Source organism: Pseudonocardia kunmingensis, from assembly GCF_006716445.1.
GTDB lineage: Bacteria > Actinomycetota > Actinomycetes > Mycobacteriales > Pseudonocardiaceae > Pseudonocardia > Pseudonocardia kunmingensis.
The window spans coordinates 368,973-389,425 of record NZ_VFPA01000005.1 but is presented as its reverse complement, the minus strand read 5'-3'; the positions used below and the strand labels follow the sequence as shown (position 1 = coordinate 389,425).

The 20,453-nt window shown below is 74.5% G+C and carries 22 protein-coding genes; 16 read left to right on the top strand and 6 right to left on the bottom strand.

The window, feature by feature from the left end; genetic code table 11:
- Nucleotides 1-70 precede the first annotated feature (70 nt).
- From FB558_RS35405 to FB558_RS35395, 3 genes are all read right to left on the bottom strand, one after another.
- On the bottom strand, nt 71-562 hold the full coding sequence (locus tag FB558_RS35405; RefSeq protein ID WP_142061271.1) for a pyridoxamine 5'-phosphate oxidase family protein: 492 nt from the start codon (nt 560-562) through the stop codon (nt 71-73).
- 149 nt (nt 563-711) lie between these two features.
- A complete protein-coding gene (locus tag FB558_RS35400) occupies nt 712-1,296 on the bottom strand; it encodes a class I SAM-dependent methyltransferase (RefSeq protein WP_142061269.1) in 585 nt (194 codons plus the stop codon).
- Nucleotides 1,297-1,348: 52 nt separating this feature from the next.
- Entirely contained in the window at nt 1,349-1,663 is a 315-nt protein-coding gene (locus FB558_RS35395; RefSeq protein ID WP_246106993.1) for a helix-turn-helix domain-containing protein, read from the bottom strand.
- Between FB558_RS35395 and FB558_RS35390 the strand changes: the two genes are divergently transcribed.
- The 13 genes from FB558_RS35390 (at nt 1,662) to FB558_RS35330 (ending at nt 12,716) form a co-directional block, all read left to right on the top strand.
- Entirely contained in the window at nt 1,662-2,093 is a 432-nt protein-coding gene (locus FB558_RS35390; protein ID WP_246106992.1) for a hypothetical protein, read from the top strand. The two genes, FB558_RS35395 and FB558_RS35390, sit on opposite strands and share 2 nt — an antisense overlap.
- Nucleotides 2,039-2,476: a helix-turn-helix domain-containing protein gene (locus tag FB558_RS35385; RefSeq protein WP_142061267.1), complete on the top strand. Its 438-nt coding sequence runs from the start codon at nt 2,039-2,041 to the stop codon at nt 2,474-2,476. Before FB558_RS35390 ends, FB558_RS35385 begins: the two co-directional genes overlap by 55 nt.
- A 10-nt stretch (nt 2,477-2,486) precedes the next feature.
- Entirely contained in the window at nt 2,487-2,924 is a 438-nt protein-coding gene (locus tag FB558_RS35380; RefSeq protein WP_142061265.1) for a VOC family protein, read from the top strand.
- Entirely contained in the window at nt 2,921-3,286 is a 366-nt protein-coding gene (locus tag FB558_RS35375; RefSeq protein WP_142061262.1) for a VOC family protein, read from the top strand. Before FB558_RS35380 ends, FB558_RS35375 begins: the two co-directional genes overlap by 4 nt.
- A gap of 104 nt (nt 3,287-3,390) precedes the next feature.
- Nucleotides 3,391-3,978 (top strand): crossover junction endodeoxyribonuclease RuvC, encoded by a 588-nt coding sequence (ruvC, locus tag FB558_RS35370; RefSeq protein ID WP_142061260.1) that lies wholly within the window; start codon nt 3,391-3,393, stop codon nt 3,976-3,978.
- Complete coding sequence (gene ruvA / locus FB558_RS35365) at nt 3,975-4,577, top strand: Holliday junction branch migration protein RuvA (protein ID WP_142061259.1); 603 nt, start codon at nt 3,975-3,977, stop codon at nt 4,575-4,577. The genes ruvC and ruvA overlap by 4 nt, the downstream gene beginning before the upstream one ends.
- A gap of 8 nt (nt 4,578-4,585) precedes the next feature.
- Nucleotides 4,586-5,617: a Holliday junction branch migration DNA helicase RuvB gene (ruvB, locus tag FB558_RS35360; protein WP_246107026.1), complete on the top strand. Its 1,032-nt coding sequence runs from the start codon at nt 4,586-4,588 to the stop codon at nt 5,615-5,617.
- 64 nt (nt 5,618-5,681) lie between these two features.
- Nucleotides 5,682-6,056: a preprotein translocase subunit YajC gene (gene yajC, locus FB558_RS35355; RefSeq protein WP_142061255.1), complete on the top strand. Its 375-nt coding sequence runs from the start codon at nt 5,682-5,684 to the stop codon at nt 6,054-6,056.
- A gap of 64 nt (nt 6,057-6,120) precedes the next feature.
- Complete coding sequence (gene secD, locus FB558_RS35350; RefSeq protein ID WP_142061253.1) at nt 6,121-7,863, top strand: protein translocase subunit SecD; 1,743 nt, start codon at nt 6,121-6,123, stop codon at nt 7,861-7,863.
- 1 nt (nt 7,864) lies between these two features.
- Nucleotides 7,865-9,076 (top strand): protein translocase subunit SecF, encoded by a 1,212-nt coding sequence (secF, locus tag FB558_RS35345; RefSeq protein ID WP_246106991.1) that lies wholly within the window; start codon nt 7,865-7,867, stop codon nt 9,074-9,076.
- Nucleotides 9,073-9,615, top strand: a complete 543-nt coding sequence (locus tag FB558_RS35340) for an adenine phosphoribosyltransferase (protein WP_142061249.1) — start codon at nt 9,073-9,075, stop codon at nt 9,613-9,615. Before secF ends, FB558_RS35340 begins: the two co-directional genes overlap by 4 nt.
- Nucleotides 9,616-9,657: 42 nt before the next feature.
- Nucleotides 9,658-12,015: a RelA/SpoT family protein gene (locus tag FB558_RS35335; RefSeq protein WP_142061247.1), complete on the top strand. Its 2,358-nt coding sequence runs from the start codon at nt 9,658-9,660 to the stop codon at nt 12,013-12,015.
- Nucleotides 12,016-12,068: 53 nt separating this feature from the next.
- A complete protein-coding gene (locus FB558_RS35330; protein ID WP_211367055.1) occupies nt 12,069-12,716 on the top strand; it encodes a hypothetical protein in 648 nt (215 codons plus the stop codon).
- A gap of 88 nt (nt 12,717-12,804) precedes the next feature.
- Here the strand turns inward: FB558_RS35330 and FB558_RS35325 are convergent, their stop codons facing one another.
- Both FB558_RS35325 and FB558_RS35320 read right to left on the bottom strand, forming a co-directional pair.
- A complete protein-coding gene (locus FB558_RS35325; RefSeq protein ID WP_170231695.1) occupies nt 12,805-14,487 on the bottom strand; it encodes a carboxylesterase/lipase family protein in 1,683 nt (560 codons plus the stop codon).
- A 359-nt stretch (nt 14,488-14,846) separates the two neighbouring features.
- Nucleotides 14,847-15,701: a peptidylprolyl isomerase gene (locus FB558_RS35320; protein WP_142061241.1), complete on the bottom strand. Its 855-nt coding sequence runs from the start codon at nt 15,699-15,701 to the stop codon at nt 14,847-14,849.
- Nucleotides 15,702-15,817: 116 nt separating this feature from the next.
- Between FB558_RS35320 and FB558_RS35315 the strand changes: the two genes are divergently transcribed.
- Together FB558_RS35315 and hisS are read left to right on the top strand one after the other, a co-directional pair.
- Nucleotides 15,818-16,507: an MBL fold metallo-hydrolase gene (locus FB558_RS35315; RefSeq protein ID WP_142061239.1), complete on the top strand. Its 690-nt coding sequence runs from the start codon at nt 15,818-15,820 to the stop codon at nt 16,505-16,507.
- A 5-nt stretch (nt 16,508-16,512) separates the two neighbouring features.
- Entirely contained in the window at nt 16,513-17,805 is a 1,293-nt protein-coding gene (gene hisS / locus FB558_RS35310; RefSeq protein WP_246106990.1) for a histidine--tRNA ligase, read from the top strand.
- Nucleotides 17,806-17,893: 88 nt separating this feature from the next.
- Here hisS and FB558_RS35305 read toward each other — a convergent pair whose 3' ends face one another.
- Nucleotides 17,894-19,699, bottom strand: a complete 1,806-nt coding sequence (locus tag FB558_RS35305; RefSeq protein ID WP_142061237.1) for a penicillin-binding transpeptidase domain-containing protein — start codon at nt 19,697-19,699, stop codon at nt 17,894-17,896.
- 163 nt (nt 19,700-19,862) lie between these two features.
- Between FB558_RS35305 and FB558_RS35300 the strand changes: the two genes are divergently transcribed.
- Nucleotides 19,863-20,444: a class I SAM-dependent methyltransferase gene (locus FB558_RS35300; protein ID WP_142061235.1), complete on the top strand. Its 582-nt coding sequence runs from the start codon at nt 19,863-19,865 to the stop codon at nt 20,442-20,444.
- Nucleotides 20,445-20,453 lie beyond the last annotated feature (9 nt).

The window sequence follows — 20,453 nt, the reverse complement described above, 5'->3', positions numbered from 1 at the left end:
AGTGCCGTTCGTCATGCGAATGGGGCCTCCGCACCGGAGAGCGCCCCGCGCCGGCCCGGCCCGCGGAACCTCAGGTCTTGCGCACCACGCGTTCGGGCTCGCCGGACCTCCAGACCGTGACCTCCATCGCCCCGTCGACGATCTCCACCGACGACGCCCCGGTCAGGTCGGCCACGTAGAACGGCCGGAACTCCCGGCCGCGCAGGTCGAAGCCGCTCTCGGCGTAGAGGGCCTCGGCGAACCGCTCGTGCAGGGCCGGGTCCTGCTCGTCGCGCACGCGGCCGAACAGCTTCGCGTCACCCTCGGAGACCTGCGTGTCGACCGTGGCGGTGTGCAGGCAGAAGCGCGGGTCGCGGGCGAGGTCGTGGAACTTGGTGGTGCCCGGCATCCCGGCGACCACCAGGCGGCCCTCGAAGACCCGCGGTTCGATGGGGCTGATCCGCGGGAAGCCGTCGGAGCGGAGCGTGGCGAGCATGCAGAGGTTGCCGGTGGCGGCGTGGCGGCGGGTGAAGATCTCCGCGATCCGCGGGGCGCCGGCGGTGAACTCGTCCCAGGTGCTCATGGCTGCGGACGTTACGCACGAACCGTGACAGCTGCTGTCAGGGAAATCCTGCTGCGCAAGCGCACCACGGGCGGAGCCCCGGCCTCGCCGGTCAGGGTCTGCACCAGATCCGGGCGCAGGACCCAGCCCGGGCCGCGCTGCCATCGTGGTCAGCGTGAGTGCCGGGGTGACCGCGCGATCAGGATGCGGGCGGGCGGCAGGTTCCGCCAGACCGTGGCGCTGCCGGTGACCTCGCCGAACGCGGTACGCAGGTCGCGCCGCTGCCGGCGGGCCGGCGGGAGCAGGTGCAGACCGCGCAGGGTGACCTGGGTGAAGGTGCCCGACGGCGCGAGGACGCTCGCGGCGAGCTCCGGCACCGGCGCGGCCGCGTACGCCGACCACGGCAGGAGGCTGACCAGCGCGTCCACCCGTTCGACGCCGTGCTCGGCCAGCACCGCGGGCAGGCGGGCGGCGTCCGCGGCGACGACGGTGACGCCCGGGTGGCGGTCGGCGAGCCGGCCGGCGAGCACCGGGTTGATCTCGATGGCGACGTGGCGCGCGGCCGGGCCGAGACGGCGCTGCAGCGCGTCGGTGACCCGCCCGGTGCCGGCGCCCAGCTCCACGACGACCGGCGCGCCGCCGAAGCGGTGCGGCGCGAGCAGCGCGGCGACCAGCGCGTCCGAGCTGGCCGTCACGGTCGCGACGCGGGTCGGCGCCCGCAGGAACTCTTGGAACAGCACTCGCCCGTCGCTCACGCCGCGACCCTAGGGAGCAGCGTGGGCGCGGCGGGTGATGTTCCGGGGAACATCAGCTGTCGGACAGGCGGGCGAGGTCGCGGGCGCGCAGGGCGAGCCACAGCTCCTGCCGGTCGTGCGCGGTGCCGAGCCGGCGGCCGGTCAGCTCCTCCACGGTCGCGACGCGGTTGCGCACCGTGTGCCGATGGACCTGCAGCGCGACGGCGGTGGCCGCCCAGCGACCGTTGTGCTCGAGGAACGCGGTGAGCGTGCGCAGCAACTCGCCGCGGCCTACGGCGTCCAGGACATCTGGCAGCGGGTGTTCACCGCGCGCAGCCCCGGCGTGGCCCGCTGGGATGGTGCTCGCCGCGGCGCTGGCCGCCGTCATGTCCACCGCCGGCGGCGCGCTGATCGCCACGGCCACGGTGTTCGGGCAGGACATCGCGCGGCGGTGGCGGTCGCAGACCGGGTCGGAGGACGAGCACGTGCGCGGCAACCGGCTGCTGATCGCCGGGTTCGGGGTCGTGGTGATCGTGATCGCCTGCCTGCTGCAGGACGTGGTGGCCGCGCTGACGGTGGCCTACGACATCCTCGTCGGCGGCCTGCTGGTGCCGATCCAGCCTCATATCCCGGCCCACCGCGGCGGACGTGCGGGCCGAGTGGGACCGGCGGTCCGCGGGCGAGCGGTCCACCGGAGAGCCGGTCCCGGCCGCCGGGCAGCCGGTCGTCCCCGAGCAGGTAGTCGGTGCGGGACGATGGGCCCATGCCCGGGCCCGTCGTCCCCGCCGTGTTCCACCTGCGGCGGGCGCGCGACCTGATCGACCGGCACTTCGCCGAGCCGCTGGACCTCGACGCGATGGCCCGGGCAGCCGGGTTCTCCCGGTACCACTTCGCCCGCGGCTTCAAGGAGGCCTACGGCGAGACGCCCGGCCGGTACCTCACCCGCAGGCGGGTCGAGCGGGCGCAGGACCTGCTGCGGTCGGCCAACCTCACCGTCACCGAGGTCTGCCACCTCGTGGGGTTCACGAGCCTGGGATCGTTCAGCGCGCGGTTCTCCGAGCTGGTCGGGGCCTCGCCCACGGAGTACCGCCGGGTGCACGCCGCGCGCGGGGCGGCGCGGATCCCCGGGTGCTTCGTGATGGCCTGGAACCGGCCCGGGACCGCAATTCCGGAGAAGCCACCGGACACGCCGCGGTCCTAGCCTCCCGGGCATGATTAGGAAGCTGTCGCACACCTGCATCTACGTGCTGGACCAGGACCGGGCGAAGGCGTTCTACACCGAGAAGCTGGGCTTCGCGGTGCGCGCCGACGTCAGCATGGGCGGCGAGTTCGAGGGCGCGAGAGCGGGATTCCGGTGGCTGACGGTCGGCCCGGCCGACCAGCCGGACGTCGAGATCATCCTGGCCGACCCGCGGATGGGCAACGACGACGCGAGCGCCGAGCAGATCCGCGCGCTCGTGGCGAAGGGGGCGCTGGGCACCGGGGTGATGGCCACCGACGACGTGCAGAAGACCTACGAGGAGCTGTCGGCGCGCGGGGTGGTCTTCACCCAGGAGCCGGCGAGCCGGCCCTACGGGGTGGAGGCGATCTTCCGCGACGACTCGGGCAACTGGTTCAGCCTCACCCAGCACACCGGGGACGAGTCGTGATCTCCCGCGTGGCGGCCGCGATCGTCGCGGTCGCCGACCAGGACCGCATGGCGGCGTTCTTCGTCGACCGGCTCGGGTTCGAGGTGGTGCGCGACGCCGAGATGTGGCCGGGCGCCCGCTGGGTGGAGGTGGCCCCGCCGGACGGCGGCACCTCGGTGGTGCTCAGCGCCGCGGCCGACTGCGGGCGCGAACCCGACCCCGCCTACCCCATGACGTTCGCCTGCGCCGACCTCGCCGGCACCGCCGCGCAGCTGCGGGCCGCAGGCGTGGAGGTGACCGACCCGGTGACCGAGCCGTGGGGCAGCTACATCCGGGTGACCGACCCGGAGGGGCGCCAGCTGCTGGTCAACGACCGGGTGTGAGTGTGGTCAGGTGGCCCCGGCGCGTCCCCCGGGGCGGCGTGGCGGGGCGCCGGTAGCCTCCCCTCGAACGACTGTTCGCGGTCGGGGGATCGGGAGGGGATTCTGTGCGGGTGCTCGGCGTCGACCCGGGGCTGACCCGGTGTGGTCTCGGGGTCGTCGACGGGTCCGGCGGGCGCCGGGTGCGAGCGGTGGCGGTGGACGTCGTGCGCACCCCTCCCGACGCACCGCTGCCGGAGCGGCTGCTGGCCGTGGGCGTCGAGGTGGAGCGCTGGATCGAGCGGCACCGGCCCGACGTCGTGGCGGTCGAGCGGGTGTTCAGCCAGCACAACGTGCGCACGGTGATGGGCACGGCGCAGGTCAGCGGCGTCGTCGCGATGCTCGCCGCGAAAGCGGGGCTGGCGGTCGCGTTCCACACGCCCAGCGAGGTGAAGGCCGCCGTCACGGGGGAGGGGCGGGCCGGCAAGGAGCAGGTCACGGCCATGGTCACGCGGTTGCTGGCGCTCGAGGAGGCCCCGCGGCCCGCCGACGCGGCCGACGCCCTCGCCCTGGCGATCTGCCACTGCTGGCGGGCGCCGATGCTCGACCGCATGGCCCAGGCGCAGGCGCGGTCGGCGGAGCTGGCGCGGGCGCACAAGGCGCGCCTGGCGGCCGCCCAGCGGGCGCGGCTCGCCGCGGCGGGGGAGGCGTCGTGATCAGCTCGCTGCGCGGGGAGGTCCTGGAGATCGGGCTCGACCACGCCGTCGTGGAGGTCGGCGGGGTCGGGTTCGCCGTGCAGGCGACGCCGGGCACGCTCGCCGGGCTGCGCCGCGGCGAGCAGGGCAGGCTCGCCACCGCCCTCGTGGTGCGGGAGGACTCGCTCACGCTGTTCGGGTTCGCCGACGACGAGGAGCGGGAGCTGTTCGGGCTGCTGCAGACCGTGAGCGGGATCGGGCCGCGGATCGCGCTGGCCACCCTCGCCGTGCTGAACCCCGACGCACTGCGCCGTGCCCTCGTCGACGGGGACCTGGCCACGCTGACGCGCGTGCCCGGTATCGGCCGCAAGGGGGCCGAGCGGCTGGCCCTCGAGCTGCGCGACAAGGTCGTGGCGCCGGCCGCAGCGCCTGCGACGCTGCCCGCCGGGAACGGGGCCGACCCGCGGCGCGACCAGGTGGTGGAGGCGCTCGTGGGCCTCGGGTTCGCGGCGAAGCCCGCCGAGCAGGCGGTCGAGCGGGTGCTGGGCGACGACGGGTCCGCGGACACGAGCGCACTGCTGCGCGCGGCCCTGACCCGGCTGGGCGGGAAGGGCCGGTGACCGACCCGGTGGACGAGCTCGCCCTGACCCCGGGCCCCGAACCGGAGGACGTGGAGGCCGACGCGTCGCTGCGGCCCCGCTCGCTGGACGAGTTCGTCGGGCAGCCGCGCGTGCGCGAGCAGCTGCAGCTGGTGCTGGAGGGGGCCCGTCGCCGCGGCCAGCCGCCCGACCACATCCTGCTGTCGGGCCCGCCCGGCCTGGGCAAGACCAGCCTCGCGCTCATCGTGGCCGCCGAGCTCGGCGCCGCGATCCGGCTGACGTCCGGGCCCGCGCTGGAACGGGCCGGCGACCTCGCCGCGATGCTGTCGAACCTCGAGCCGGGCGACGTCCTGTTCATCGACGAGATCCACCGCACCGCCCGCCCCGCGGAGGAGATGCTCTACCTCGCGATGGAGGACTTCCGGGTCGACGTCGTGGTCGGCAAGGGCCCGGGCGCCACGTCCATCCCGCTCGACATCGCGCCGTTCACCCTCGTCGGGGCCACGACCCGGTCCGGTTCGCTCACCGGGCCGTTGCGGGACCGCTTCGGCTTCACCGCGCACATGGAGTTCTACGAGCCCGCGGAGCTGGAGCAGGTGCTGCGCCGCGCCGCGCCGATCCTGGACGTCGACCTGCGCCCGGACGGCGCCGAGGAGATCGCGCTGCGGTCGCGCGGCACGCCGCGGATCGCGAACCGGCTGCTGCGCCGGGTCCGCGACTTCGCGGAGGTGCGCGCCGACGGCGCCGTCACCCGGCGCGTGGCCCAGGACGCGCTCGCCGTCTACGACGTCGACGAGCTGGGCCTCGACCGCCTCGACCGTGCCGTGCTGGGCGCGCTCGTGCGGTCGTTCGGCGGTGGACCGGTGGGCGTGTCGACGCTGGCGGTGGCGGTGGGCGAGGAACCGGGTACCGTCGAGGAGGTCTGCGAGCCGTACCTGGTGCGGGCGGGCATGCTGGCCCGCACGCCACGCGGCCGGGTGGCCACTGCCGCCGCCTGGTCACATCTGGGCATCGCTGCGCCCCCGGACGTCACCCCGGGCGGACCTCCCGCGTTGTTCTGAGGCGGGGGCTGGCAGACTCGGGTGGCTCTCGACGTGCGGAGATTCGGAGACCTGAGAAAAGACCATGGACATCTCACTGCTCTTCCCCCTGCTGATCCTGCTGCTGTTCATCCCGATCTTCCTGTCCGGCCGGCGCCAGAAGCGGCAGATGCAGGAGATGAAGGACCTGCAGGCCTCGCTCGAGCCCGGTGACGTCGTGATGACCACCTCGGGCCTGCGCGGCACGGTCGTCGACGCCTCCTACGAGGACACCATCGACCTCGAGGTCGCCGACGGCGTCGTCACCACGTGGGTCCGCGGCGCCGTCCGCGAGAAGGTCGCGCTGCCCGCCGGGGACGACACCACCGCGGTCGAGGCGCCCGCCGAGCCCGAGGTGTCGCTGGACAAGGGGGCGTCGCTGGAGAAGGACGACTCCGCGAACGGCACGCCCCGCACCTGACCGCGCCCGCGCACCACCCGGTCGGCCGCACGGGTCGCACCTGACAAGGAAGAGATCGCAAGCAGTGGCAACCACCCCGGGGCACATCCGTCCCTGGCGCTACCTGGCGGCGTTCGTCGGCGTCGTCGCGGTGCTCTACTCGCTGGTGTTCTTCACCGGCGACGGCAACGCCACCCCGAAGCTGGGCATCGACCTGCAGGGCGGCACCCGCGTCACGCTGCAGCCCCGCACGGAGACGGGCGCCGAGCCCCCGCGCGACCAGCTGGTGCAGGCGCAGCAGATCATCGAGCAGCGCGTCAACGGCCTCGGCGTGAGTGGCGCCGAGGTCGTGCTGGACGGCAGCAACCTGACGATCACCGTGCCCGGCCAGGAGGGCGAGCAGGCCCGCAACCTGGGCCAGACCGCCCAGCTGCGGTTCCGCGAGGTGATCGCGGGCCCGTTCGCGGCCACCCCGCCGGCACCGCCTGCGCCGCCCGCCGGTGAGCCGGGAGCCCCGCCCGCCGCGGAGCCCGGCGCTCCGCCGGCCGAGCCCGCACCGCAGCCGCAGGGCATGGGTGGCGGGGGAGCGCCGGTCGAGCGGGAGGTGGCCCCGGTCGCGCACACCGAGCCGCTGCAGGACCCCCCGCCACCGCCGACGCCCGAGCCGGCGCCTGCGCCGGCACCGGGCTCGGCGCCGCCCGCCGGACCGGCGGATCCCGAGCTCGCCGCCGCGATCGACGCCGCGCGCGCCACGCGGCAGAGCACCGACCCGGCCACGCAGGAAGCCGCGCTGATGGCGCTGGACTGCAACGCCCAGGACCCGCTGCGCGGCTACGACGACCCGACGCTCCCGCTGGTGGCGTGCAACCAGGACGGCACCGAGAAGTACGTGCTCGGCCCCTCGTTCCTGGAGGGCACCGAGATCGCGAGCGCCCAGGCCGCGCCGGACGCGCAGGGGGTCGGGTACGTCGTGAGCCTGACGTTCGAGAGCCAGGGCGCCCAGATCTGGGGCGAGTACACGACCAACAACGTCGGCAAGCAGGTGGCGTTCACCCTCGACACCGAGGTGGTGTCCGCCCCGAGCATCAACCAGCCGATCTTCGGCGCCACCGAGATCAGCGGGCAGTTCAACCAGGAGGACGCCGAACAGCTCGCGAGCGTCCTGCGCTACGGCTCCCTGCCGCTGTCCTTCGAGTCCTCGGAGGCGCAGACCGTCTCCGCCACGCTCGGGCTGGCCTCGCTGCAGGCCGGGCTGCTCGCCGGCGCGATCGGGTTGGGGCTGGTGTTCATCTACAGCCTCTTCTACTACCGCGTGCTCGGCGTGCTCACGATCCTGTCGCTGGTGCTCTCCGGCGTGATCGTCTACGGCGTGCTCGTGCTGCTGGGGCGCTGGATCGGTTTCACGCTCGACCTGGCCGGGGTCGCCGGGTTCATCGTGGCCATCGGCATCACGGCCGACTCGTTCATCATCTACTTCGAACGGTTGAAGGACGAGATGCGCGAGGGCCGCACGTTCCGCTCGGCGGTGCCGCGCGGGTGGGTCCGCGCGCGGCGCACGATCCTGTCCGCCGACGCGGTGAGCTTCCTCGCGGCCGCGGTGCTGTACCTGCTGGCCGTCGGGCAGGTGCGCGGCTTCGCGTTCACCCTCGGGCTGTCCACGGTGCTCGACCTGATCGTGGTGTTCCTGGTGACGCACCCGCTGGTGGCGCTGGCGGCGAAGTCCCGGGTGTTCAGCAGCCCGGGCCTGTCCGGGCTGGGCGAGGCGGCGCGCGCGGGTGCCGAGCGCCGGCGCGCCACCGCCGTGGCCGGCCGATCGAAGGGAGCCTGACGTGGCCGGAGTCCTCACGCGGCTCTACACCGGCACGGGCGCGTTCGACATCGTCGGACGCAAGAAGATCTGGTACATCGCCTTCTCGGCGCTGATCCTCGTCTGCATCGGCTCGATGGTCTTCCGGGGCTTCAACCTCGGGATCGACTTCACCGGGGGCACGCAGATCCAGTTCCCGGCCACCACGGCGGCGGCCCCCGCCGACGTGGAGTCGGTGCGGGCGGTCTACGAGCGGGTGATCGGCGTCGAGGCGGCGACCGTGCAGTCGGTCGGCACGGGTCCGTCCGCGTCGGTCATCATCCGGTCCGAGGCGCTCGACCCGGCGCAGCTGTTCGCGCTGAAGCAGGCGCTGTTCGACACGTTCCAGCCGATCGGCGCCGCCGGCACCCCGGCTCCCGAGGTGATCAGCGACAGCGCCGTGAGCGGCAGCTGGGGCGGGCAGATCACCCGTCAGGCGCTCATCGCGCTGGCGGTGTTCCTCGTGCTCGTCACGGTCTTCCTGGCCTTCTACTTCGAGCGGTCCATGGCGGTGGCGGCGCTGGTGGCGCTGCTGCACGACGTCATCGTCACCGCGGGCATCTACTCGCTCATCGGGTTCGAGGTCACGCCGTCCACGGTGGTCGGCCTGCTGACGATCCTCGGGTTCTCGCTGTACGACACGGTCGTGGTGTTCGACAAGGTCAAGGAGAACACCCGCGGCCTCCTCGGGCTCACCCGGCGCACCTACGCCGAGGCGGCGAACCTCGCGCTGAACCAGACGCTGATCCGGTCGATCAACACCTCGCTGTTCGCGGTGCTGCCGGTGCTCGCGCTGATGGTCATCGGCGTCGGGCTGCTGGGCGTCGGCACGCTGGCCGACTTCGCACTCGTGCAGCTGATCGGCATGACCGCGGGTGTGATCTCGTCGCTGCTGCTGGCCACGCCGGTCCTGGTCGACCTGAAGATGCGCGACCCGCGCTTCCAGCAGCAGGCCGCGCGGGTCGCGGCCCGTCGGAAGAAGGCGGCCGCGCCGGACGCGGGCGGGGCCGATCCCGACATCGGCGACGACGGCGTGCTCGCCACGGAGCTGCGCAAGGAACGCGCGATGGCCGCCGCGGCGAGCGTCCCGGCGCGCCGGGCCCCGAGCGGGGGCGGGCAGCACCGCGGGAAGCGCGCCGCCGCTCAGGCACCGTCCGGCAAGGCGGCGCGTCCCACCGGCAAGCGCAACCGGTGACCGGCGCCGTGACGGGGGAGGACGCCGACCTCGCCCGGGTCGCCGAGCTGGTCCGCGACGTGCCGGACCACCCGTCGCCCGGCATCCTGTTCCGCGACATCACGCCGGTGCTGGCCGACGCTGCGGCGTTCACGGTCGTCACCACCGAGCTGGCGTCGCTGGTCGGGGACGCCGACCTCGTGGCCGGGGTGGAGGCACGCGGGTTCCTGCTCGCCGCCGCGGTCGCCGTGGTGGCGGGCACCGGCGTCGTGCCCGTGCGGAAGGCGGGCAAGCTCCCCCGGGTGGCGGCCTCGCGCACCTACGAGCTCGAGTACGGCAGCGCCACCCTGGAGCTGCCCGCGGACACGATCGCGCCCGGGGCACGGGTGTTCCTCGTCGACGACGTCCTGGCCACCGGCGGCACGGCCGCAGCGGCCGTCGACCTGCTCACCGACGTCGGCGCCACCGTGGTCGGGTTCGGCACGTTGCTCGAGATCACGGCGTTGGACGGCAGGGAACGCCTGGGTGACACCCGCGTGGACGCCCTGCTGCGGGTCTGAGCGCCTGCGGCATAGACTGGCGCGGGTGAAGGGCACAACCGGATGACGGAGCTGCAGCACGCGGCGTCCCCGGCCGCGCCCGACCGGCCCGGGACACCGGACCCGAACGGCGCAGGCAACAGCGCCGGCAACGGCGCGCGGCCGTCCGCCACGCGCCGCGTCCGGGCCCGCATCGCCCGCCGGATGACACCGCAGCGCGTCGCCGTCGTCGCGCCGGTGCTGGAGCCGCTCGCCAGCGTCCACCGCTCCCTGCACCCCAAGGCGGACCTCGGGCTGCTGCAGCGCGCCTACGACGTCGCGGAGGCCAAGCACGACGGCCAGAAGCGCAAGTCCGGCGACCCCTACATCACCCACCCGCTGGCCGTCGCCACGATCCTGGCCGAGCTGGGCATGGACACCACCACGCTGGTGGCGGCGCTGCTGCACGACACCGTCGAGGACACCGACTACTCGCTCGAGCGGCTGCGCGAGGACTTCGGCGAGGAGGTCGCGCACCTCGTCGACGGCGTCACCAAGCTGGACAAGGTCGAGCTGGGCAGCGCCGCGGAGGCGGAGACGATCCGCAAGATGGTGGTCGCGATGGCGCGCGACCCCCGCGTGCTGGTCATCAAGCTGTCGGACCGGCTGCACAACATGCGCACGATGCGCTTCCTCCCGCCGGAGAAGCAGGCGAAGAAGGCCCGCGAGACGCTCGAGGTGCTCGCGCCGCTGGCCCACCGCCTCGGCATGGCCACGGTGAAGTGGGAGCTGGAGGACCTGTCCTTCGCGATCCTGCACCCGAAGAAGTACTCCGAGATCGTCCGCCTCGTCGCCACGCGGGCGCCGTCCCGCGACACCTACCTCAAGCAGGTCATCGACGAGGTGATGCAGCAGCTCGAGTCGGCGCGCATCGCGGCCACCGTCGAGGGCAGGCCCAAGCACTACTACTCGATCTACCGCAAGATGATCGTCAAGGGCCGCGACTTCGACGACATCCACGACCTCGTGGGCGTCCGCGTGCTCGTCGACGAGGTGCGCGACTGCTACGCGGCGATGGGCATGGTCCACGCGCTGTGGCAGCCGATGCCCGGGCGGTTCAAGGACTACATCGCCCAGCCCCGGTTCGGGGTCTACCAGTCGCTGCACACCACCGTGATCGGGCCCGACGGCAAGCCGCTCGAGGTGCAGATCCGCACCCGGGACATGCACCACACCGCCGAGTACGGGATCGCCGCGCACTGGCGGTACAAGGAGACGCGCGGCTCGCACAACGGACAGGCCGTCGAGGTCGACGAGATGGCCTGGATGCGCCAGCTGCTCGACTGGCAGCGCGAGGCCGCCGACCCCGGCGACTTCCTGGAGTCCCTGCGCTTCGACCTCGGCTCCCAGCAGATCTTCGTGTTCACGCCGAAGGGCGACGTCGTCACGCTGCCGGCCGGGTCCACGCCCGTCGACCTCGCCTACGCCGTGCACACCGAGGTCGGCAACCGCTGCATCGGTTCGCGGGTGAACGGCAAGCTCGTCGCGCTGGAGCGCAAGCTCGAGTCCGGCGACGTCGTCGAGATCTTCACCTCCAAGGCCGAGGGCGCCGGACCGAGCCGCGACTGGCTGCAGTTCGTCGCGTCGCCGCGCGCCAAGACCAAGGTCAAGCAGTGGTTCGCCAAGGAACGCCGCGAGGAGGCCATCGAGGCGGGCAAGGAGGCGATCACCCGGGAGGCGCGGCGCACGTCGTTCCCCCTGCAGCGGCTGGTCTCCGCCGACGCGATGGCGGCGCTGTCGCGGGAGCTGCACTTCCCCGACCTGTCCGGGCTGTACGCGGCGGTCGGGGAGGGCCACGCGAGCGCCCGGCACGTCGTGCAGCGGCTCGTGGCGCTGCTCGGCGGTGAGGAGCAGGCCGAGGAGGACCTCGCCGAGCGCGCCACCCCGTCCACGGTGCGGCTGCGGCGCACCAGCGGCGACGCGGGCGTGGTGGTCCGTGGCGAGGACGGCGACGTCGGCGACCTCTACACGAAGCTCGCGCGCTGCTGCACCCCGGTGCCCGGCGACGACATCCTCGGTTTCGTCACCCGCGGTGGCGGCATCAGCGTGCACCGCACCGACTGCACCAACGCGGGCGACCTGCAGGCGCGTTCCGAGCGGCTGGTCGACGTCGCCTGGTCGGTGTCGCCGGGCTCGGTGTTCCTGGTGGCCATCCAGGTGGAGGCGCTCGACCGGCACCGCCTGCTGTCCGACGTCACGAAGGTGCTCGCCGACGAGCGGGTGAACATCCTCTCGGCGTCGGTCACCACGTCACGTGACCGCGTGGCCGTCTCGCGGTTCACCTTCGAGATGGGCGACCCGAAGCACCTCGGGCACGTGCTGCGCGCGGTGCGCAACATCGAGGGTGTCTACGACGTGTACCGGGTGACCAGCGCGAGCTGAGTGCCGGACACCCGATCGGGGTACCTCCTCCCCAACACAGGGAGGAGACCGACATGAGCACGGTTCCCGACGCCGACCCCACCCAGCCCGTCCCGACCGTCCCGCAGTCCCCGGCGCACACGGCCCGGGAGGACCGGGCCGCGCAGAAACGGCGCTTCGGCGGCATCCGCTGGGGCTCGGCGTTCTTCGGGTGGGTGACCGCCACCGGTATGGCGGTCCTGCTCACCGGGCTGGCCGCGGGGATCGGTGCCGCGCTGGGGCTGGCGACCGCGGCCGGCGACCCCGCCCAGGCCCTCGACCAGGCCACCCGCGACCCCGCCGCCGCGCGCACGCTGGGCGTCGCCGGCGCGGTCGTCGTACTGGCGGTCCTGCTGGTGTCCTACTACTGCGGAGGCTACGTCGCCGGGCGGATGGCCCGCTTCGCCGGCGCGAAGCAGGGGGTCGCGGTCTGGCTGTGGGCGCTGCTCTTCGCGGCGATCGTGGCGATCGCCGCGCTCGCGGGCCTGCAGTTCGACCTGCTCGCCACGGCAGGCGGCCTGCCCCTCATCCCCTTCGACGGGAGATCCCTGACCACCGGCGGGCTCCTCGTCGGTGTCGGGGCGCTGGTCGCGAGCCTGGTGGGCGCCGTACTCGGCGGCCTGGCCGGGATGCGCTTCCACCGCAAGGTCGACCGCGCCACGACCGAGCCCGGCGTCGGCTAGACGCCCCCTGGCTCGATCGTTCCGGGACGCACACGATCGCGGTGCGGCTGACGCTGGTGTGCGACTGGTGACGATCACATGCGCCGGGTCAGTACCGGTCCCACACGCCGCAGTGGTGGTCGGCGACGAACTGGGAGGGCGTCCGCACGGCGGTGCCCGCGCCGGGCCCGGTCATCGTGAGGATCTGGCCCTCGCCGGTCCACTCCGGCCACGGGGTGCCCGGGCCGCCGTTCGGGTTCCCGGTGGCGGCGAAGCGGGCCCAGCGCGCCACCAGCTCGTCGGCGAGCTCCTGCTGCGAGGGGGAGAGCTGCGGCTGCCCGGGGACGAGGTCGAACAGGGAGGGCATTTCGGAGCCGTGGGTGGCGCCATCCGAGAGGTCGGGCGGCAGGGCCACGAAGGGCGAGGGCGCGGCCGGGTCGGCGAACTCGTAGGCGTACACCGGGCCGACGTCCGCGAGCATGCGGTAGGTGGCCAGGCCGGGGCAGGCGTAGGCGCGGTCGGTGATCACCTGCGACCACGACCGGTCCGGGGTGCGGCCCGGGGCCGTGTAGGCGGCTCGAGCCGCGTCGGCCTGCCGCCCGGAGGTGGCCGTGAGCAGCGCGTCGAGATCGGCGGCGGTGAGGGGACCGCCCGTGCGCGGGTAGGCCATCGCCGTGAACAGCGTGCCCTCGTCGCGCGTGGTGCCCGCGAGCACCGGGATGCCCAGCCGGACGTCGCGGTCGACCACGACGTCGGACGGCCGGCGCGGCAGCGTCGGGGTGCCCGAGGCCGGGCTCCAGTAGTAGTCGGTGCCGCCGACGAGCTGCGCGGCCGGGAGCGCGCGCAGGCAGTCCAGCACGGCGCCCGTGTCGTAGCGGGATCCGAACCGGCCTGCGGGCGGCTCGCCGAGCTCGTCCTCCGAGCAGCCCAGCCCCGCGGCGGCCGCGTCACCGGCGGCCTGCAGGAGCGGCAGCGTCTTCCACGTGTCGCCCGCGGGCCCGGTGCCCGGCCGGATGACGTCGACGACGTTCGCCATGCCGCACCCGCCGCTCTGCATGATCACCCGGTCGAACAGGCCCAGCGCGCCGGGTGAGGTCAGCTGGCTGCAGACGCTGTCCGCGCCCGCGGACCCGCCGGCGATCGTGACGGAGTCCGGGTCGCCTCCGAAGGCGCCGATGTTGCGCTGCACCCACCGCAGCGCCGCCTGCTGGTCCAGCAGGCCGAACTCGCCCGACCCCTCCAGGCCCGGCAGCCCGAAGAACCCGAGCACGCCCAGCCGGTAGTTCACCGTGACGACGACCAGCGGCCCCGCCTCCGCGAGCCGGCGCGGGTCGACGTCGCTGCCCGCCCCCGCGCTGAACCCGCCGCCGTGGATCCAGACGAGCACCGGCAGCCGGGCGTCGGGAGTGGTGCCGGCCGGCACCGTGACGTCGAGCGACAGGCAGTCCTCGGTGTCGCTCGCGGCCGTGGCGTGCGGGGTGCCGGGCGGCGCCGCGAGCTGGGGGCAGCGGGGCCCGGGCTCGGTGGCCGGCCGCGTCCCGTTCCACGCCGGCGCGGGGCCGGGCGGGCGCCAGCGCCGCTCGCCCACCGGGGGAGCGGCGTAGGGGATGCCGCGGTAGCGCAGCACGGACCCGTCGGTGGTGCCGTACAGCTCGCCCTGGTCGAGGGAGACGAGCTCGCCGAGCGGGGGAGGCGGATGATCGGGCTCCCCCGCCGAACACGAGGCGAGCAACAGCGCTCCCGCGGCGACCGCCGCGCAGGGGCGGAGCCGGTCGAGGACGCGCCGGATCACGCGATGATCACTGGCTCCCGCCCCGGTCGTCGCTCTCCCAGAGCTCGAGCCGGCGGCCGAGGTCGAACGCGATGTGCTCGACGGCGATCGACGCGGCGAGATGCCAGTAGTCGTCGGTCTCGTGTTTGCGGCCCTGGACCTCCCCGGTCTGAGGGGGCCGGGACGCGAACGCGTTGTGCGGACACCCGGCCCGGGCGTGGTGGAGCCGCGGGGACTGGCAACAGCAGCCGACGGCGCACGATCAGCATGGTCCCACGGGCGCTGCCCGTCTTGTCGCACACACCTCCGCTACCTGGCACAGACGCCCGGCGGTGGGTGCCGGGACGATGCGGTAGGTGTCGGGCGCCGGGGGACACAGGTCAGCCGACGACGGCCTGCTCGATCGTGACCGGCTCCACCGGTGCGCCGTCGCCCGGGCTGTTGGCCCCGTCCTGACCACGGTGGGCGATCTCGTCGATCACCTGCAGGCCCTCGGGGCTGATGGTGCCGAACGCCGTGTAGTTCGGGGGGAGTTCGCCGTCGCCGTAGACCATGAAGAACTGGCTGCCGTTGGTGTTCGGGCCGGCGTTCGCCATGGCCAGGATTCCGCGGCCGTAGGTCAGCTCCGGGAAGACCTCGTCGGCGAACGAGTAACCGGGCCCGCCTGAGCCTGTCCCCGACGGGTCGCCGCACTGCAGAACCTGCAGACCCGGATCCGTGGTCAGGCGGTGGCACGTCGTCGCGTCGTAGTAGCCCTGCTGCGCGAGGCTCACGAAGCTGTTGACGGCGCACGGGGCGAGGGCCCGGTCGAGCGTCAGCGGCACGGCGCCGGCGCTGGTCTGCAGCGTGACGGGCACGGTGCCCTCGGCGCTGATGTCGGCGCCCGCCGGCGGCTGGACCGGCTTGGCCGCCTCACCATCGGCCGGGTAGTCGCAGCTGACGGTGGCCGGCAGCGGGGTCGGGCGGGCCGGGAGCGCCGCGAGCTCGGTGGGGATGGACGCCGGCGTGCCGGCTGCTGTCGGCTCCGCGGGCGGCGGGGCTGCTGCGGTGTCGTCGCCACCACCGGGCATCCCGACCGTGCTCAACAGCACCACGGCCACGACGACGACGACCACGACGGACGCGGAGGTGATGATGGCGACGCGCTGGCGTCGCCGAGCCCGCTCGGCCCGCCGCTTCTGCTGGTGCTCCAGCTTGCGCTTCGCCGCCTCGCGCCGCACCTGGTTGGTGGTCACCGCAACTCCTCGCCTGTCGCCCGAACGGCCGCAGGATAGCGACCGATCCTGAGAAGCCCCGGTGAGGTACGGGCGGGGCGGGATCGGCGTGCTCCTGCGCCCTCTACGCTGGTGACGTGCTCGTCGCAGGTTTTCCCGCCGGTTCCTTCCAGACCAACTGCTACGTGGTGGCAGCGGGTCCGGGCGAGGCGTGCGTGGTGGTCGACCCCGGCCAGGACGCCGTCGAGCCACTGGACGCGCTGCTCGCCGAGCACCGGCTCACGCCGGTGGCGGTCCTGCTGACCCACGGCCACTTCGACCACACCTACAGCGTCTCCCCGGTGTGCGACGGCCACGACGTCCCCGCGTGGATCCACCCGGACGACCGGGAGATGCTCGCCGACCCGCTCAAGGGCCTCTCCGCCGAGGCCACCGCGTTCTTCGGCGGGCGCATGGAGATGCGCGAGCCGCGGGAGGTCCGCGAGCTCACCGACGGGGCCGCGCTGGAGCTGGCCGGGCTCACCCTCACCGTCGACCACACCCCCGGCCACACGCGCGGGTCGGTCGTGTTCACCACGCCCACCGAGGAGGGCGTGGACGTCGTGCTCGCCGGTGACACGCTCTTCGCCGGCTCGATCGGGCGCACCGACCTGCCGGGCGGGGACCACGCGCAGATGCTCGCGAGCCTGCGCGACAAGCTGCTCACCCGGGCCGACGACACGGTCGTGCTGCCCGGGCACGGGCCGACCACGACGATCGGGCGGGAGCGGGTGGGCAACCCGTTCCTGCAGGATCTCGGGGCTCCGGTGCGGGGGCGAGGACTGTGACGTCGGTGGATGCGACCGCGGTGGACGAGCAGAAGAGGGCCACGGCGTTCGCCGCGCCGAAGGGGATCCCGGAGTACTTCCCGCCGGAGTCCGCCGGGTTCGCGCACGTGCGCGCCTCCCTGGAGGCGGCGGCCGAGCGCGCCGGGTACGGCCTGCTCGAGCTGCCGGTGTTCGAGGAGACCGGGCTCTACGCCCGCGGCGTCGGCGAGTCCACCGACGTGGTCAGCAAGGAGATGTACACCTTCGCCGACCGCGGGGACCGCTCGGTCACGCTGCGGCCCGAGGGCACCGCGGGCATCGTGCGCTCGGTGATCGAGCACGGGCTCGACCGCCAGGGGCTGCCGGTCAAGCTGCGCTACGCCGGCCCGTTCTTCCGCTACGAGCGTCCGCAGGCCGGGCGGTACCGGCAGCTGCAGCAGGTGGGCGTCGAGGCGATCGGCGTGGACGACCCGGCGCTGGACGCCGAGGTCATCGCGATCGCCGACGAGGGTTTCCGGGCGCTGGGCCTCACCGGCTACCGGCTGGAGATCACCTCGCTCGGCGACGCGGAGTGCCGCCCGGCCTACGGTGCCCTGCTGCGCGAGTTCCTCGCGGGCCTGCCGCTCGACGAGGCCACGCGCGCCCGCGCGCAGCTCAACCCGCTGCGGGTGCTCGACGACAAGCGCCCGGAGGTGCGGGCCCTGCTCGCCGACGCGCCGCTGCTGCGCGACCACCTGTCGGCGGCGTCGGCCGAGCACTACGCGCAGGTGACGCAGCACCTCGACGACCTGGGCGTGGCCTACACCGAGAACCCGCGGATGGTCCGCGGCCTGGACTACTACACCAAGACCACGTTCGAGTTCGTGCACGACGGCCTCGGCGCGCAGTCCGGGATCGGCGGCGGCGGCCGCTACGACGGGCTGATGGCCACGCTCGGCGGGCAGGCCCTCTCCGGCGTCGGCTACGGCCTCGGCGTCGACCGCACCCTGCTGGCGTGCCGCGCCGAGGGCGTCATGCCCTGGTCGGCGGCGCGCTGCGAGGTCTTCGGCGTGGCGCTGGGCGACGTGGCCAAGCGCCGGCTGGTCGTGCTGGCCGCGCAGCTGCGCCGCGCGGGCGTCCGGGTGGACCTCGCCTACGGCGGCCGCGGCCTCAAGGGCGCGATGAAGGCCGCCGACCGCTCGGGCGCGCGTCTCACCCTCGTGCTCGGCGAGCGCGACCTCGAGGCGGGCACGATCGGCGTCAAGGATATGGCGTCGGGGGAGCAGCAGGCGGTGGCGCTGGACGCGACGGTCGACACCGTGGTCGCCGCGCTGGCCTAGACGGGCGCGACGGCACACACCGGGTGGCGGCGGCACACACCGCCGGCGCTGTGTGCCGCCGCCGGTCGATGTGTGCGGTGACCCGGGATCAGCCGGCGGGCTCCAGGAGTGGGGTCAGGAACCTTCCTGCCGCTTGCACCGCGGGGGTCGACGAGCCGCCGTCGACCACGAGCACGGCCACGGCGAGGTCGCCCGCGGTCGCGACGAACCAGCCGTGGGAGCGCGTCCCGTCGCCGTACTGGGCGGTGCCCGTCTTCCCGGCGACGCCCGGAAGGCCGGCAAGGGCCGTGGCGGTGCCCTCGGTGACGGTCTCGCGCATCATCGCGCGCAGGTCGGCCAGCACCCGCGGGTCGAGCGGGGGAGGGGCGGCGTCGGACGTGGTCGGACGCCCGGGGAGCAGCACCGGGGCGACCGCCTCGCCGCGCACCACGGCCGCGGCGACGAGCGCCATGCCGAGCGGGCTGGCCAGCACCTCACCCTGGCCGATGGACCACTCGACGCGCTGCTCGGGCCGGGGTGCCGGCGGGACCGCGCCGGTGATCGTCGTCATCCCCGGCGCCACGTGGTCGATCCCGAGGCCGAGCTGCGCGGCCGTCGACGCGAGTGCGTCGGGCGGGAGGTCGACGGCGAGGCGGGCCATCGTCGTGTTGCAGGAGTTGGCGAACGCCGTGTGCAGGGGGACCGCACCGAGGCCGAACCCGTCGTTCTTGATCTGCCGGCCCTGGATGTTCTCGGTGTAGGGGCAGGGCAGGACGGCGTCGGCGGTGGTGGCACCGGCCTGCAGCGCCGCCGTCGTCGTCACGATCTTGAAGGTGGAGCCCGGCGGGTAGCGCCCGACCAGGGCCGGTGCACCCTCGCGGTCGGCGGCGGGCGTCTGCGCCACCGCGAGCAGCTCCCCGGTCGAGGGCTGCACGGCGACGAGCATCGCCGCCCGGTCCTCGGGTGCGAGCGCGTCCTGGGCCGCGCGCTGCGCGTCCCGGCCGATGCTGGTGACCAGCGGCTCGACCTCATGCGGAGCCACCTCGTGCAGGACGTCGAGCTCGCCCGCGCCGCCGACCGCCGTGACCCGCCAGCCCGGCCCCGCCGCGCGCTGCTCCTGCACCTGCGCGGCCAGGCCGGGCAGCACCGGCGAGGAGAGGTCCGGGTCGGTGGACAGCAACCGGGTGTCCTCGACGGTCCCGACGCCCGGCACGCCCGCGAGCTGCGCCTCGACGGCGTCGTAGTCGGGGCCGCGGAGCGTGACGACCCGGTGGCGCTGCCCCGGTGGCGCGGCCGACGCGCCGTCGAGGACCGCCTGCTCGGTGATCGTCGGGTCGAACCGGTCGAGCGCGGCCGCGAGCGTCCGGGCGACCCCGGCGTCGACGGAGCCCGGCTCCACCAGCACGGTCACCACCCGCTGCGGGGACATCAACGCGATCCCGTCCCGGCCCAGCACCGGCGGCGTCGGCACCGCGAGGGTGTCCAGCCGCAGGCGCTCCCCGGCGCCGAGCCCGGGGTGCAGCACCGACGGCTGCCAGGCGACGCGCCAGCCGTCAGGGGTGTCGCGCAGGGCGGCCGTCCCCTCGTAGTCCCACAGGCGCCCGCCGCCGAAGTCCCAGGAGAGCCGGTACCGCGCGGTGGTCGCCGCACCGTCCTCGGTGACGGACAGGTCCCCGGCCCGGACGGCCACCGGCTCGAGCGCGCTCCGGTACTCCAGCAGCTCGCCGGCCGCCGCCGGGTCGTCCGTCGCGGCCGCCGCCGCGGGGACGTCGCCCGCGGCGAGCGCGTCGAGGAAGGTGCGGGCCGCCGCCTCGGCGCCACCGCCGAACAGGCCGCACCCCGCCAGCGGGGCGATCGTCGCCACCGCCAGCACGAGCGCCGCACAGCGGCGTGCACCGGCTCCCGTCGTCGCCATCCGTCGTCCCCCTCCGTCGACCGGGCGGCAGTCAACCCGGCCGCGCGTGGCCGTGTCGAATAGGCGATCGACGGCTGCTCGGGTGCGGTTCCGATATCGGTGCAGGTGAGCGCCCCGCGCTGCGTGGTGGCCGTGATCAGCGGCACCGCCCTAGGCTGCACGCGTGGCCGTGGCCGACCGGGAACGCTGGGACGCGCGGCACGCCGCTGCCGGTGCGGCGGGCGCGGGGCCGTCCCCGGCACCCCCGGACGCCCTGCGCGGCCGCGAGGCGCTCCTGCCCGCGCCGGGCCGGGCGCTCGACGTCGCCTGCGGACGTGGCACGGTGGCGGTCTGGCTCGCGGCCCGCGGGTTCGCCGTGGACGCCGTCGACGTGTCACCGGTCGCGCTCGACGCCGCACGGGCGCTCGCGGACCGGGAGGGCGTGGGGGAGCGGGTGCGGTGGTGGGCCCACGACCTGGACGCCGGACTGCCGGGCGCCGGCCCCTACGACGTCGTCGTCTGCCAGCGGTTCCGCGACCCCGCCCGCTACCCCGACCTCGCCGCGCGGCTGGCGCCCGGCGGGCTGCTGGTCGTGACCGTGCTGTCGCAGGTCGGGGAGGGGCCGGGGCAGTTCCGCGCGCCCGCGGGCGAGCTGCGGGCCGCGTTCGGCGACCTGGAGCTGCTCCACCACGTCGAGCGCGACGGCGAGGCGAGCCTCGTCGCGCGGGCACCGCTCACGTCCGCGACGCGGTCATCCCGCCGGTGAGGTCCGCGC